Here is a 14,356-nt window from a genome sequence, read left to right as displayed (position 1 = left end):
GGCCTGCATGGCCTGGGAAGACGCCCTGTCCGCCTGCGAGCGGTTCGACTTCGAGGATGGCCCCTGGACCCGCCCGGTCTGGCGCCGCGGGAGCGGACCCGCCGTCATCATCGTCCATGAGATTCCAGGCCTCCACCCCTCGTCATCCGCTTTGCGGACCGGGCGGCGGACATCGACGCCGCGCCCGGCGACATGCCGCCCCACTCGGTCCTGACGCTGCAAATGCGGGAGGACGGTCCGACCAAGGCGGCGGAGCAGAAGGTCATCGCCTTTTTGCGGTGGCGCACGAGCGCCTGACCCGGCCTCCCGCTGGACAGCGGCGTCGCACCCGACTAGAACCCGCCGCCTTTCCCCGAGCCCGCGTCCGATCCGCGGTCCGGGCCAGCCATCCGGGACCTTCCCATGAAACGACACACCGGCGCCGGTCGCGGCGCCCCGGCCGGACCCTCGCAGCGACAGCTGCGGGCCGGAGAACTCATACGCCACGCCCTGGTCGAGATCCTGCGCGAGGAGGAGATCGCGGATCCCGACCTGGCCGGCGTCTCGGTGACCGTGACCGAGGTCCGGATGAGCCCGGACCTGCGCCACGCCCATGCCTTCGTCGAGCCCCTGGGCGGGGCGGACGCGGATCGCATGGTCTCCGCCCTGAACCGCCACGCCCGGTTCCTCAGAGGGCGTCTGGGCCGGAGCATCGACATGAAGTTCACCCCAGACCTGCGGTTCATCCACGACGAGAGCTTTACCGAGGCGGCGCGAATGGACGCCTTGTTCCGGGATCCGAAGGTCGCACGCGACCTGGGCCCCGAAGATACCGACGACGAGGCCTGAGATGGGTCGCCGCAAGAGCGGAGAGGCTGTCTCCGGATGGATCTGCCTGGACAAGCCCTATGACCTGACGTCGACCCAGGCGGTGGGCCGGGTCCGGCGACAGTTCAACGCCCGCAAGGCCGGGCACGCCGGGACCCTTGATCCCCTGGCCACCGGAATCCTGCCCATCGCCCTCGGGGAAGCGACCAAGACGGTCAGCTTCATGATGGAGGCGGGCAAGACCTATCGCTTCACCATCGCCTGGGGGCGCACCACGACTACCCTGGACCGCGAGGGCGAGACCAGCGCCGCCTCGGACTCGCGCCCGACGGCGGCCGAGGTCGAGCAGGTCCTGCCGGACTTCGTCGGCGAGATCGACCAGGTCCCGCCGGCCTACTCCGCCATCAAGGTGGACGGCGAGCGCGCCTACGACCTGGCCCGGGCGGGCGAAGCTGTGGAGCTGGCCCCCCGGCGGGTGGTCATCCACACCGCCAGGGTGACCGCTGCGCCGGACCCCGATCATGTCGAGATCGAGATCGACTGCGGCAAGGGCGTCTATGTCCGCTCCCTGGTGCGCGACCTCGCCAAGCGGCTCGGCGCCTGCGGCCATGTCAGCGCCCTGAGGCGGACCCGGGTGGGCCCCTTTACGGAGGCCCGGGCGATTGGACTGGAAAACCTTGAGGATCTGGGGCATAAGGCCCGCCTCCTGGAGGCCCTGCTTCCGGTCGAGACCGCTCTGGACGACATCCCGGAGCTGGCCGTGACCGCAGAAGACGCCTTCAGGCTCAAGCAGGGACGGCCCATCGTTCTCGTTCCCCGACAGGTTGACGACCTGAGGACCCGGCTTCCGGCCGGCTCCCGGACCGTTTCGGCCATGGAGGACGGATCGCTGGTGGCGCTCTGCGAGATGCGGATGGGACGGCTCGAACCCGCCCGCGTCTTTCACCTCTGACCAGAGCGGGGACCTTACGATGTCGATTACGCTGGAACGCAAGGCGGAACTCATCCAGACCCACGGTCGCTCCGAAGGCGATACCGGGAGTGCGGAAGTCCAGGTGGCCATCCTGTCCGAACGGATCGCCAACCTGACCGAGCACTTCAAGAGCCACAAGAAGGACAACCACTCCCGTCGGGGCCTGCTGAAGATGGTGTCCCAGAGGCGTCGCCTTCTGGACCACCTGAAGGCCTCCGACGTCGCCCGTTACCAGGCGATCATCGAGAAGCTCGGCCTGCGCCGATAGTTCACGGGGCCCCGCAAGGGGCCCTGGCCACATTCACCGCCGCCCCCGCGACAGGCCGGGGGACCAGGGGCGGTGCGCGGAGGCCCATTCGGGGGTCTTCGTCCTACGTCGGGGGTTCCAAAGAAATCCTCACCGCGCCTGTCGTTCCTGGAGAGGATTTCGGTCGTCCGACACCCTGTCCGCCCCCGCCGGGAATACGCCCGCGGGACAAGAAAGAAGCCAAATGTTCGATATCAAGAGAAAGACCATCGAGTGGGGTGGTCGCGCCCTGACCCTCGAGACCGGCCGCATGGCCCGTCAGGCCGACGGTTCCGTCCTGGCCACCTATGGCGAGACCATGGTCCTGGCCACCGCCGTCTACGCCAAGAGCGCCAAGCCCGGGCAGGACTTCTTCCCCCTGACCGTGAACTACCAGGAGAAGTACTACGCCGCGGGCAAGATCCCGGGCTCCTTCCCCCGCCGCGAGGCCGCGCCGAGCCAGAAGGAAACCCTGACCTCGCGCCTGATCGACCGTCCGATACGGCCGTTGTTCGTCGAGGGCTTCAAGAACGAGGTCCAGGTGGTCGCCACCGTGCTGGCCCATGACCTTGAGAACGATCCCGACATCGTCGCCATGGTCGCCGCCTCCGCAGCCCTCGTGCTGTCCGGCGCACCCTTCATGGGCCCCATCGGCGCGGCGCGCGTGGGCTACGCCAACGGCGAGTACATCCTGAACCCGACCCTCGACCAGATGAAGGAGTCGGCCATGGACCTGGTCGTCGCCGGCACGAGCGACGCGGTCATGATGGTGGAATCCGAAATCCAGGAGCTCTCGGAAGAGGTGGTCCTGGGCGGCGTGACCTTCGCCCACAAATCCATGCAGGCGGTGATCGACGCCATCATCGAGCTGGCGGAGCACTCGGCCAAGGATCCCTTCGAATTCACCCCGGACGATACCGAGGCCCTGAAGTCGGAAGCCCGCAAGCTGATCGGCGCCGACCTGGCCGCCGCCTACAAGATCGTCGCCAAGGGCCAGCGGCACGACGCTGTCGGCCAGGCCAAGGCCAAGGCTGTCGCCGCCCTGGCCAAGTCCGAGGCCAACCCCTCCGGCGCCGACAGCCAGAAGCTGGCCGGCGTGCTGAAGGAGCTCGAGGCCGCGGTCGTCCGCCGCAACATCATCGAGACGGGTATCCGTATCGACGGCCGGACGGTGGACAAGGTGCGGCCGATCGTCTCGGAAGTCGGCGTGCTGACCCGGGCCCACGGCTCGGCCCTGTTCACGCGCGGCGAGACCCAGGCCCTGGTGGTCGCCACCCTCGGCACCGGCGACGACGAGCAGCTGATCGACGCCCTGGAGGGCAAGTACTACGAGCGCTTCCTGCTGCATTACAACTTCCCCCCGTTCAGCGTCGGCGAGACCGGACGGATGGGCGCCCCCGGGCGGCGGGAAGTCGGCCACGGCAAGCTGGCGTGGCGGGCTGTCCGTCCCATGCTCCCCAGCCATGACGAGTTCCCCTATACCCTTCGCCTGGTGTCGGAGGTCCTGGAGTCCAATGGATCGTCGTCGATGGCGACGGTGTGCGGCGCCTCTCTCGCCCTGATGGACGCCGGCGTGCCCCTGAAGAAGCCCGTCAGCGGCATCGCCATGGGCCTCATCCTGGAGAAGGACGGCTTCGCCGTGCTCTCGGACATCCTGGGCGACGAGGATCACCTCGGCGACATGGACTTCAAGGTGGCCGGCACCGAGGACGGGATCACCTCCCTCCAGATGGACATCAAGATCGCCGGGATCACCGAGGAGATCATGCGCAAGGCGCTGGAACAGGCCAAGGGCGGCCGCCAGCACATCCTGGGCGAGATGGCCAAGGCCATGGAGGCCCCGCGCACCCAGCTCGGCGAGTTCGCCCCCAAGATCGAGACCATCAAGATCCCCGTGGACAAGATCCGCGAAGTGATCGGCTCGGGCGGCAAGGTGATCCGCGAGATCACCGCCGAGACCGGGGCCAAGGTCGACATCGGCGAGGATGGCACCATCCGCATCGCAGCGGCGGACCAGGCCAAGATCGACGCCGCCCGCGACTGGATCAAGTCCATCGCCTCGGAGCCTGAACTGGGCGCCATCTACACCGGCAAGGTCGTGAAGATCGTCGACTTCGGCGCCTTCGTGAACTTCTTCGGGGCCAAGGATGGCCTGGTCCACGTGAGCCAGATCTCAAAGGACCGCGTGAACAAGGTCTCCGACGTCCTTCAGGAAGGCCAGACCGTGAAGGTCAAGCTCCTGGGCTTCGACGACCGCGGCAAGACGCGTCTGTCCATGAAGGTGGTCGACCAGGAGACGGGCGAGGATCTCTCCAAGAAGGAAGACGCCGCGCCGGAAGCCGAGGACTGATCCACCGATCCAACAGGAACATGTGAGGGGCGGCGGGAGCGATCCGGCCGCCCCTTTTCATATCCGGCGCGCCGGGGTAAGGCGGAACAGGGTCCGCAGTTCACCCAGGCGTCGCCGCCCCGCAAGGGGAGCTAAACCTGCGCAGGCAAACGTCTTCCCCGTCTGACGCTCTTCCCCTGCGCCAGGTCGAAGCCGGCGACCCCGACACAGCCCCCCGGGCCAGGCGCAGCACGAGGACGCGTGATGCCCAGAACCTTCCTGCCTTTTGCAGTCGACGATATCTCGGCCCTGGCCCGATCCCTCCGAAGCCAGCTGGCCGCCCGGACGGATCCTCCGGGGCACGTCGAGATGCTGAACATGCTGGCCCGCGCGGCCGGCGCCCGGAACTTTCAGCACTTCCGGGCGCAGACCGCCGCAGAGCCTTCACCCCCGACGCCTGAGACCGGGCCAGAGCCGGACCTCACCCTGGTGGAACGAACCGCTCGCCATTTTGACGACCAGGGACGCCTCGCCACCTGGCCCGCCAGGACCTCCTTGCAGTCCCTCGCCCTCTGGGGCCTGTGGGCCAGGATCCCGGCGGACGCCATCTTTTCAGAGATCGAATTCAACCACAGGCTGAATGTCGTCAGCCAGATCGGCGATCCCGCCCTGCTGCGCCGTTCGATGGTCCATGCGGGCCTTGTTTCGAGAACGGATGACTGCCGGGACTATCGGCGGGTGGAGCGACTTCCGACGCCGGAGGCGCTGGCGCTGATCCGCCGCCTGTCAGCGGGCTGAGCCGGGGCTCAGCTTCTCAGTTTACGGATGATCGCATCGAGATCCCGGGCAAGGACGACGTCCTCCTGCTTGAGGGCCTCAATCCGTCGAACGGCGTGCAGGACCGTTGTGTGGTCCCGGCCGCCGAACCGGCGCCCGATGTCCGGCAGGGACCGCGTGGTGATCTGCTTGGCGATCCACATGGCCGCCTGGCGCGGCCGCGCCACGATCCGCGCCCGGCGTTCCGAGACGATGTCGGCCTGCTTGAGACCATAGTGCTCAGCCACGGCCTTCTGGATCTGATCGACCGTCACCCGCTTCTCATTGCAGGCGAGGTGAGGCCGCAGGATCGCCTGCGCCTCGTCCAGGCCAAGCCGGGCGATATCGCCGCCCACGCGGGCGATCAGGGTGTTGAGGGCGCCTTCAAGCTCCCGGACCGAGTCCGAGAAGCGGTCCGCCAGGAACTGGAGAACTTCACTCCGGACCGACGGCAGGAAACCTCCCGCCTGGGCGAGGATAGCGAGCTTCCGCTCAAGAATGCCCAGACGAAGGGTGCGGTCGGCAGGCTCGATGCCGCAAACAAGACCTGACTGAAGGTGAGACCGGAGTCGCGGCTCCATCTCGGACAGGTCCGACGGGGAGCGGTCCGCCGTGAGGACGACGCGCCGGCCATCCTCGATCAGGGCGATGAGGGTATGGAAGAGCTCTTCCTGCGTGTTCTGCTTGCCGGCGACAAAATGAACGTCGTCGATCAGGAGAAGGTCGGCGTTCCTGAGCTCCGCCTTGAAGGCAGCGGTCTGTCGATCCTGGATCGCCCGGACGAATGTCGAGGTGAACCTCTCGGCCGTCAGATAGACGACCCGGCGCGCCTCTCCTGTCTGCATGGCCTCCCACGCGAGGGCGTTGAGGAGGTGCGTCTTGCCGAAGCCATAGGGTCCATGGAACAGGACGGGGTTGAAGTGACCATCGGCCCAGGACGCCACCCTCCGCGCCACCGCGAAGGCGAACTCGTTGGAAGGCCCGGGGACGAAGGTCTCGAAGCTGAAGCGCTCCTGCAGGCCCTGAAGCCGCCCGCCCGACGGGGGAGGAACAGCGGTGGAGCCAGACGCTGGCGCAGGTGCGGGCGCCGGGTCCGCTGACGATCTGGCGTGCGCGGTCCCTGCGGGCGTCGCCGGCGCCGCGGATGGAGCCTGAACATCCCGCCACGTTCCTGCACCCTGCCCCTCAAACTCCATCTTGGACTTGAGGGCGAGGCTGCGCCCCATCGGATCGTTCTGGGCCCAGAGCTCACCGATCCGACGCCAGGCGTGGCGGCGAATCCAGTCACGGGCCACCCCTGTGGCGGCCACGAGACAGACGCCGCCGTCCTGCTCGCGCAGCGAGGCCTGGCCGAGCCAGGAACCGAAGGTCGCCTCGCCGAGCTCCCGCCTCAGAACCTGGCAGGTTCTGTTCCAGACTTCGACCGATGCATCATCCTTCGATACGCTCCCGCTCGCCATCACCCCACCCAGTCCTGACCCGTTCTCGCCCACCCGCCGACACTGGCGAGAGAGCGCTCCGCTAAAGCGCAAAAGGACCCTGAAGCTGCCGCGACCCAGGTCGCCAGCTGCTGTCTTTTGATTATTGAGGTCGCTTGGAAAAACGCTCTACGGCCCCAACACTAGTGGCCGGAAAGGGCCGGTCAACGCAGATTCTTTCTCGCTTCAGCGGATATTTTCGTTGACTCCGGGAAAGCCAATTTCCGCAAGGAAGTGCGCTTTTCCTGATCCATATCAGGACGTTTCAGGACCTGTCACAGGCCCGGAAAAACACGAACCAAAAAGGCGAGGCCCCGCCGGGGGCTGGGCCTCTTCTTAAATCAATCCAACGATTTGACGGGCGGTTGACCCGAAAGAGATCGTCCGCCTCAGGCAGCTGACGCCTTGCGCAGGCGGGCGGCGAGACGAGAGACCTTCCTCGATCCGGTGTTGCGATGAACCACGCCCTTGGACACGGCGCGCATCAGCTCGGACTCGGCCTCGACAAAGGCAGTCTTCGCCGCTGCGAGGTCGCCCGACGCAAGGGCCTCGTCGAACTTCCGGAGATAGGTCCGCACTCGGGAGCGGCGCGCCTTGTTGACTTCCGTACGGCGGGCGATCTTGCGGACCGCCTTCCGGGCGCCGGGGTTATTGGCCATGCTTCAGCTCTCTGAGAGGAGACGCCGTCGCCCGTTCAGGACAACGGCCGAATTCGGAGGCGCGGGTATACGGGATGGAGCCCGACCGGTCAATGCGGTGCGCCGTCTCACCGGCCCCTGAACTGGGGCTTACGCTTTTCGATGAAGGCGGCCATCCCCTCCTTCTGGTCCTCGAAGGCGAAGAGGGAGTGAAAGAGCCTGCGCTCCATGGCCACGCCGGTCGCCAGGGTGGTCTCGTAGGCGGCGTCCACCAGCTCGATATTCATCATCACGGCGAGGGGGGACTGGCCGGCGATCTTCCCGGCGGCTTCCAGGGCCTCCGCGATCAGCCGGTCGGCGGGAACCACGCGGGACGCCAGGCCCGCGCGCTCGGCCTCTGCGGCGTCCATCATCCGGCCGGTGAGGATCATGTCCATGGCCTTGGACTTGCCCACCAGCCGGGTCAGCCTCTGGGTGCCGCCTATGCCGGGCATGACCCCGAGGTTGATCTCGGGCTGCCCGAACTTCGCCGTCTCCGAAGCGATGATGAAATCGCAGAGCATGGCGAGCTCGCAGCCGCCGCCCAGGGCGTATCCTGAGACGGCGGCGATGATGGGCTTGCGGCAGGCCTCGATCCGGCGCGCCGCCGGGCCGAAGAAGTCGCTGGCGAACATCTCGGCATAGGACCTGTCCGACATCTCCTTGATGTCGGCGCCGGCCGCAAAGGCCCGCTCGGAGCCGGTGAGGACCAGGCAGCGGACGCCAGGGTCGGCCTCGGCGGCGTCCAGCGCCCGGCCAAGCTCCTCGAGGAGCTGGCTGTTGAGGGCGTTGAGCGCCTCCGGACGGTTCAGGCGGATCAGGGCGACGGCGTCGTGGGCTTCGACGATCAGGGTCTCGTAGGCCATGGGGGTCTCCGGCGGAGTATTCCCGTCGCTTTAGGCGGCGGGGGCGAAAAGGCCAAGGGCGGCGTCACCTCTGGCAGGCGGGACACCAGAAGGTGGACCGGCCGGCCTGGACCCGCCGGCGGATCCGCCCGCCGCAGCCGGCGTTGGCGCAGGCCTCGCCCTCGCGGTCGTAGGCGCGGAAGCTGTGCTGGAAATAGCCGAGGGCCCCGTCTGCGGCGGAGAAGTCCCTGAGGGTCGAGCCGCCCGCCGCGATGGCCCGCTCCAGGACCGCCTTCACCGTGCGGGCCAGGCCGTCGAGGCGGGCCTGCGAGATCCGGCCCGCCGGACGGAAGGGAGAGATCCGCGCCTCATGCAGGGCCTCGCAGACATAGATATTGCCCAGCCCCGCCACCGTGCGCTGGTCCAGGAGAAGGGTCTTGGGGCCCTGCCGGCGCCCTTCGAAGGCCTCGGCCAGCCGACTTCCCCCGAAGGCGTCCGAGAGGGGTTCGGGGCCCATGCCGGCGAACCAGGGATGCCGCTCAAGGTCCGCTGTGGGGACAAGGCCCATGAAACCGAAGCGCCGGGGATCGTGATAGACGATGCGACCACCCTCCTCGGTGTCGAAGATCACATGGTCGTGCCGCGGATTGTCGCCGACCGGATGGTGGAACCGGCCTGGCGCCTGCGTCCCTTCGATCCGGAACCGGCCGCTCATGCCGAGGTGGGCGATCAGGGTCTCGCCGCGGTCGAGGTCGGCGAGTAGGTACTTGGCCCTGCGCCTCAGGGCGATGACCCGGGCGCCGGCCAGGCGCTGGACGAAGCCCTCCGGGAAGGGGAACCTCAGGTCGGGTCTGCGGGCCTCGACGCGCGCAAGGCGGCGGCCCTCTAGCACGGGCGCCAGGCCGCGGCGGACAGTCTCGACTTCGGGAAGTTCGGGCATGGGGATGGCCTCGCACGGCCCGGCGCGCAGGGCAACCGGCGGGCGGGGCGGGGCCGCGTATCGCGTGAAGCCGCTTTCCCGCGGGGCCCCGTCGTTCTAAGAGCCCGGCATGAGCGCGACCTTCGGATTTCGGGACGTCGATCCCCGGGAGAAGCCCGGCCTGGTGCGCGGGGTCTTCGACCGCGTGGCGAGCCGCTACGACCTGATGAACGACGTCATGAGCGCGGGCGTCCACAGGCTCTGGAAGGACGCCGCGGCGGCGCGGCTCAACCCCCAGCCGGGCGAGACCATCATCGACTGCGCCGGCGGCACCGGCGACATGGCCCGGCGTTTCGCCGACCTCGCCCGGCGGGCGCGGAGCAGGCGGGGGGGGCCGGACGCCCGCATCCTGGTGATCGACTACAACGCCGAGATGATCGCCGCCGGCCGTGACAGGGGCCTGGAGCCGGAGATCGACTGGGCCGTCGGCGACGCCCAGCGCCTGCCCCTGCCCGACGCCTGCGCCGACGCCTACGTCATCAGCTTCGGCATCCGCAACGTCACCGACATCCCCGCCGCCCTGCGGGAGGCCCGTCGGGTCCTGAAGCCGGGCGGCCGCTTTCTGTGCCTGGAGTTCTCCCGGCCCCCCGCCCCGGCCCTGGCGCGACTCTACGACGCCTATTCCTTCCGGGTCATTCCTTTCATGGGCGAGAGGATCGCGGGCGACCGGGACTCCTACCAGTACCTGGTGGAGAGCATCCGCCGGTTCCCGGACCAGAAGACCTTCCAGTCGATGATCGAGGCCGCAGGCTTCGGCCGGGCGGGCTACACCAACTTCACCGGCGGGGTCGCGGCCCTGCATCACGGCTGGGCGGTCTGAGGATGCTGGCGGGTCTGGCGGCGGCGGGGAGGCTGGCGGGGGCCGGATGGCGGCTGGCGCGCGCCGACGCCCTCCTGCCCCGGGAGTTACGGCCCCTCTACCCGCCCGCCCTGGAGCGCATGTCGCGGCTGGCGGGGCTCTTCGCCGGCCCGGCGTCCAGGCGCGGCCGGCCCGGCGAGCGCCTCGCCCGAAGTCTTGAGGGCATGGGGCCGGTGGCCATCAAGCTGGGGCAACTCCTGTCCACCCGGGCCGACATCTTCGGGGCGGAGTTCGCCCAGGACCTGGCGAGGCTCAAGGACCGGCTGGATCCCTTTCCCCTGGCGATCGCTCGCCGGGAGATCGCCGCCAGCCTTGGCCGTCCCGTCGAGACCCTCTTCCCGGAGCTCGGCCCGCCGGTGGCCGCGGCCTCGCTCGCCCAGGCCCACGAGGCCCGGCTGCATGACGGCCGCCGGGTGGCGGTCAAGGTCCTGAGACCCGGCATCGAGCGCCAGGTCGAGGTGGACGCCCGGGTCATGAACCTGGCGGCGGGCCTCGCCGAGCGCTTCGCCCCGGATGCGAAACGGCTGGAGCCGCGCACCCTGGCGGCTTCGGTCATCGAGTCCGTCCGGCGCGAGCTGGACCTTCGGCTCGAGGCGGCGGGGGCGGACGAGCTGCGCGCGGTGATGGCGCTCGATGGCTACATGTCGGCGCCGATAGTGGTCTGGGAGGGGGTGGGCCGCCGTGTCCTGACCCTGGAATGGGCGCGGGGGATTCCACTGTCCGACCCGGCCAGCCTCGAGGCGCCCGGTCTCGACCGGCAGGCCCTGGCGACGGGCCTGATCCGCGCCTTCCTGGCCCAGGCCCTGGACCACGGCGTCTTCCACGCCGACCTCCATGAGGGCAACCTCTTCGTCTCGGCGCCGGACAGGATCGAGGCTGTCGACTTCGGCATCGTCGGCCGGCTGGGGCCGGACGAGCGGCGCTATCTGGCCGAAATCCTCTGGGGCTTCCTCCAGCGCGATTATGATCGTGTCGCGCGCATCCATTTCGAGGCCGGGTACGTCCCCGCCCGGCACGCGGTGGGCGACTTCGCCCAGGCCCTGCGCGCCGTAGGGGAGCCGATCTTCGGGCGCACGGCGCGGGACGTGCCCATGAGCCGGGTCCTGATCCAGCTGTTCGAGATCACAGGCCAGTTCGACATGCACCTGCGGCCCGAGCTGGTCCTCTTGCAGAAGACCATGATGACCGCCGAGGGCGTGGCCAGGTCGATATGGCCGGATCTCGACATCTGGACGGCGGCCGACCCGGTCGTGCGGCGCTGGATGGCCCGGGAGCTGTCCCCCGCGGCCCGCCTGAACCGGCTGGGCGAACAGGCCGGGCGCGTCCTGTCCAGGCTGTCCAAGCTCGCGGAGACGCCCCCCGCGCCGCCCGCGCCGGAGCGCCGCGAGGCTTCGGCGGCCGTGATTCTGGCCGCCGCAGCCCTGGTCTCGGCCCTGGCGGCCCTGGTGGTGGCGGTCTCAGCCCTCTGACGGCCGTTCGGATCCGGCCCGGGCGGTGCGGCCCCGGCTTTCCCGCGCTTTCTGCTCCGCCCAGTAGGCCGCCCCCTCGTCTGGACGGAAGAAGGCCCGGGGGTCGCCGTCACGGCTGGCCACGGCGAAGGTGTTGGAGGCGGGATGATAAAGCAGGACATCGCCATTGCGGCGGGTCAGGCGCTCGGCCCCGGCCGGCGGGACGTCGATGAAGGCCCTGGCCTTGCGGACATAGGCCTCGAGGCTGGCGGCGCCAAAGCTTTCGCCGTTGCGGGCGAAGGCCCGGCGGGCGTTCTCCTCGGCCGAACCGCGCCGGCTGGACGTCCAGAGCGGGCGTCCGTCGAGCAGGGGCGCCGGGGCCGTCGCCGCGTCCTGCGACCCCGCGCCGGGGCGATCAGCGAAGACGGCGGCCCCGCCGGCGGCGGCGCTGGCGGCGGCCGGCGCGTCCTCCGAGGACGGACCCGCTTCGGCGCGGACGGCGGAGGGCCGCTCGCAGCCGGCCAGAGCGGCGGCGAGGGAAAGGGCCCCGAGGACGAGCACGACAGGGGTGCGGACGGAACGGTTGGTCATGGTGGTCTCCCAGTGCGCCCGCCCAGGTCGGAACAGAATAGGAACATCGTATCCGGTTTGTCGAGTCCCGTCGTTTTGGCGTAAGAGGCGGGGACGTTGTTGGAGGCTGCCAGGACCCATGTCGGACAGACGGGTGCTATTGATCGTGGGCGGCGGAATTGCGGCCTACAAGTGTCTGGAGCTTGTCCGCCTGCTGCGCGGGCGGGGGATCGCCGTACGACCGGTCCTGACCGAGGCGGGGTCGAAGTTCGTCACCCCCCTGTCCCTGGCGGCCCTCTGCGAGGACAAGGTCCACACCGACCTCTTCTCCCTGACCGACGAGGCCGAGATGGGCCACATCCGCCTGTCCCGGTCGTCGGACCTGGTCGTTGTGGCCCCGGCCACAGCGGATCTGATGGCGCGGGCCGCGGCGGGACTGGCCAATGACCTGGCGACGACCCTCCTGCTCGCCACCGACACGCCGGTGATGATGGTCCCCGCCATGAACGTCCGCATGTGGACGCATCCAGCGACCCGGAGGAACCTTGCGGCCCTGCAATCCGACGGGATCCGCATCGTCGGGCCGGACGTCGGGGACATGGCCTGCGGCGAGACCGGTCCGGGGCGCATGGCCGAGCCCGCTGCGATCTGCGCCGCCATCCTTGAGGCCCTTGGGGCCGGGGCCCACCGACCGCTGGCCGGCCGGCGCGCCCTGGTCACCGCCGGTCCTACAGCGGAACCGGTCGATCCCGTCCGTGTGCTGACAAACCGTTCCAGCGGCAAGCAGGGTTTCGCCATCGCCGGGGCCCTGGCCGCCCTGGGCGCCGAGGTCACCCTGGTGGCCGGCCCTGTGGCCGAACCCACGCCGGCGGGCGTCCGTCGGGTGGACGTCGAGACGGCGCGGGAAATGCTGGCCGCCTGCGAGGCCGCCCTGCCCGCCGATGTCGCCGTCTGCGTGGCCGCCGTGGCCGACTGGCGCCCCGCCGAGGTCGCGGCGGGCAAGACCAAGAAGGTCGCAGGGGCGCCGCCGCCCGAGATCCGGCTGGTGGAGAACCCCGACATCCTCGCCACCCTGTCCCGCAGCCCCGGACGCCCGACCCTGGTCATCGGCTTCGCCGCCGAGACCGAGACCGTCGAGGACCACGCCCGGGCCAAGCTGGCGCGGAAGGGCTGCGACTGGATCGTCGCCAACGACGTGTCCCGGCCCGGCGTCATGGGCGGGACCGAGAACACCGTCTCCATCGTCACCCGCGAGGGGATCGAGCGCTGGGAAGAGGCCCCCAAGGTCGAGGTCGCCCGCAGGCTGGCCGCTCGGATCGCCGCCGCCCTGGAAGGAGAGGCCCCGTGACGCCCGTCGTCGACATCGTGCGCCTGGCGCACAATCCGGACCTGCCCTTGCCCGCCTATGAGACCGCCGGGGCGGCTGGAATGGACCTGAGGGCCGCCGTGCCCGAGGACGAGGCCCTGGTCCTGCGCCCTGGCGCCCGGACCGCCGTGCCCACCGGCCTGGCCTTCGCCCTGCCGGACGGCTTCGAGGCCCAGGTGCGGCCGCGCTCGGGCTTGGCGCTGAAATCCGGCGTCACTGTCGCCAACGCGCCCGGCACCATCGATGCGGACTACCGAGGCGAGCTGAAGGTCCTTCTCGTGAACCTTGGTGAGGAAGACTTCGTCATCCGCCGGGGCGACCGGGTCGCCCAGCTGGTCATTGCTCCGGTGGTCCAGGCGGCCTGGCGCGAGGTGGGTGCCCTGGACGCCACCGCCCGCGGCGCCGGCGGCTTCGGATCCACAGGCGGGCGCTGACCCGCAGCCCAGAACGGAGAGACCCCATGGAGCTGATCCTGGTCCGCCACGGACGCCCCGCCCGGATGGAGACCACCGCCGACCCGCACCTGAACGAGGTGGGGCTGGAACAGGCCCGCCGGGCCGCCGCCTGGCTGGCCCTGGAGCCCATCGACGCCACCTGGTCCTCCACCATGCGCCGCGCGGTCCAGACCGCCGAGGCCTTCGCCGGACTGGTGGGGCATGAGGTCCAGCAGCACCCGGGCATTGTCGAGTTCGACCGCAACTCCGGGGTCTACATCCCCACCGAGGAGCTCAAGAAGGAGAACTTCGCCGCCTGGCAGGCCATGGCCACCGGCGGCCACGGGGTCGACATGGCCGCGTTCCAGAAGATGGTGGTCGACGGCATGGAGGAGATCATCGCCGCCCATCCCGGCGGCAAGGTGGCGGTCTTCTGTCATGGCGGCGTGATCAATGTGTGGGCGGCCCATGTCCTGGGCATCGAACCCC

At 69.6% G+C, this 14,356-nt stretch carries 15 protein-coding genes and 1 pseudogene; 11 read left to right on the top strand and 5 right to left on the bottom strand.

The window, feature by feature from the left end; genetic code table 11:
- Nucleotides 1-7: 7 nt before the first annotated feature.
- From INE98_RS07750 to INE98_RS07725, 6 genes and pseudogenes are all read left to right on the top strand, one after another.
- A pseudogene (locus tag INE98_RS07750) lies at nt 8-139 on the top strand (dienelactone hydrolase family protein); the annotation flags it as partial.
- Between the two features lie 263 nt (nt 140-402).
- The gene (rbfA, locus tag INE98_RS07745; protein WP_293537934.1) at nt 403-828 is read left to right on the top strand and encodes a 30S ribosome-binding factor RbfA; all 426 of its coding nucleotides are present in this window, start codon (nt 403-405) and stop codon (nt 826-828) included.
- 1 nt (nt 829) lies between these two features.
- Entirely contained in the window at nt 830-1,759 is a 930-nt protein-coding gene (gene truB, locus INE98_RS07740; RefSeq protein ID WP_293537932.1) for a tRNA pseudouridine(55) synthase TruB, read from the top strand.
- 19 nt (nt 1,760-1,778) lie between these two features.
- Nucleotides 1,779-2,048 (top strand): 30S ribosomal protein S15, encoded by a 270-nt coding sequence (gene rpsO / locus INE98_RS07735; protein WP_293537930.1) that lies wholly within the window; start codon nt 1,779-1,781, stop codon nt 2,046-2,048.
- Nucleotides 2,049-2,271: 223 nt separating this feature from the next.
- A complete protein-coding gene (gene pnp, locus INE98_RS07730; protein WP_293537928.1) occupies nt 2,272-4,416 on the top strand; it encodes a polyribonucleotide nucleotidyltransferase in 2,145 nt (714 codons plus the stop codon).
- A gap of 243 nt (nt 4,417-4,659) precedes the next feature.
- Nucleotides 4,660-5,193, top strand: coding sequence for a DUF2087 domain-containing protein (locus tag INE98_RS07725; RefSeq protein WP_293537926.1), 534 nt, complete (start codon nt 4,660-4,662; stop codon nt 5,191-5,193).
- A gap of 8 nt (nt 5,194-5,201) precedes the next feature.
- On the opposite strand, the gene dnaA is transcribed toward INE98_RS07725, so the two are convergent.
- The 4 genes from dnaA to mutM form a co-directional block, all read right to left on the bottom strand.
- Nucleotides 5,202-6,671 (bottom strand): chromosomal replication initiator protein DnaA, encoded by a 1,470-nt coding sequence (gene dnaA / locus INE98_RS07720; RefSeq protein WP_293537924.1) that lies wholly within the window; start codon nt 6,669-6,671, stop codon nt 5,202-5,204.
- Nucleotides 6,672-7,078: 407 nt separating this feature from the next.
- Nucleotides 7,079-7,348 (bottom strand): 30S ribosomal protein S20, encoded by a 270-nt coding sequence (rpsT, locus tag INE98_RS07715; RefSeq protein WP_293537922.1) that lies wholly within the window; start codon nt 7,346-7,348, stop codon nt 7,079-7,081.
- A gap of 107 nt (nt 7,349-7,455) precedes the next feature.
- On the bottom strand, nt 7,456-8,232 hold the full coding sequence (locus INE98_RS07710) for an enoyl-CoA hydratase (RefSeq protein ID WP_293537920.1): 777 nt from the start codon (nt 8,230-8,232) through the stop codon (nt 7,456-7,458).
- 64 nt (nt 8,233-8,296) lie between these two features.
- Nucleotides 8,297-9,151: a bifunctional DNA-formamidopyrimidine glycosylase/DNA-(apurinic or apyrimidinic site) lyase gene (gene mutM / locus INE98_RS07705; protein ID WP_293537918.1), complete on the bottom strand. Its 855-nt coding sequence runs from the start codon at nt 9,149-9,151 to the stop codon at nt 8,297-8,299.
- Nucleotides 9,152-9,260: 109 nt separating this feature from the next.
- Here mutM and INE98_RS07700 point away from each other — a divergent pair, with 109 nt between their 5' ends.
- Nucleotides 9,261-10,010, top strand: a complete 750-nt coding sequence (locus tag INE98_RS07700) for a class I SAM-dependent methyltransferase (RefSeq protein WP_293537916.1) — start codon at nt 9,261-9,263, stop codon at nt 10,008-10,010.
- Between the two features lie 2 nt (nt 10,011-10,012).
- A complete protein-coding gene (gene ubiB, locus INE98_RS07695; protein WP_293537914.1) occupies nt 10,013-11,518 on the top strand; it encodes a 2-polyprenylphenol 6-hydroxylase in 1,506 nt (501 codons plus the stop codon).
- On the opposite strand, the gene INE98_RS07690 is transcribed toward ubiB, so the two are convergent.
- On the bottom strand, nt 11,507-12,088 hold the full coding sequence (locus tag INE98_RS07690; protein ID WP_293537912.1) for a hypothetical protein: 582 nt from the start codon (nt 12,086-12,088) through the stop codon (nt 11,507-11,509). The two genes, ubiB and INE98_RS07690, sit on opposite strands and share 12 nt — an antisense overlap.
- Nucleotides 12,089-12,206: 118 nt before the next feature.
- On the opposite strand from INE98_RS07690, the gene coaBC reads away from it, so the two are divergent.
- The 3 genes from coaBC to INE98_RS07675 all read left to right on the top strand — a co-directional run.
- On the top strand, nt 12,207-13,415 hold the full coding sequence (gene coaBC / locus INE98_RS07685) for a bifunctional phosphopantothenoylcysteine decarboxylase/phosphopantothenate--cysteine ligase CoaBC (RefSeq protein WP_293537910.1): 1,209 nt from the start codon (nt 12,207-12,209) through the stop codon (nt 13,413-13,415).
- Entirely contained in the window at nt 13,412-13,867 is a 456-nt protein-coding gene (gene dut / locus INE98_RS07680) for a dUTP diphosphatase (RefSeq protein WP_293537908.1), read from the top strand. The genes coaBC and dut overlap by 4 nt, the downstream gene beginning before the upstream one ends.
- A 26-nt stretch (nt 13,868-13,893) precedes the next feature.
- On the top strand, nt 13,894-14,356 hold a 463-nt coding region (locus tag INE98_RS07675), incomplete at its 3' end, for a histidine phosphatase family protein (RefSeq protein ID WP_293537907.1).

The organism is Phenylobacterium sp. (assembly GCF_020253645.1).
Classification (GTDB): domain Bacteria; phylum Pseudomonadota; class Alphaproteobacteria; order Caulobacterales; family Caulobacteraceae; genus Phenylobacterium.
Note: the sequence above shows the minus strand (reverse complement) of the source record. Positions and strands in the feature narration are given on the sequence as shown.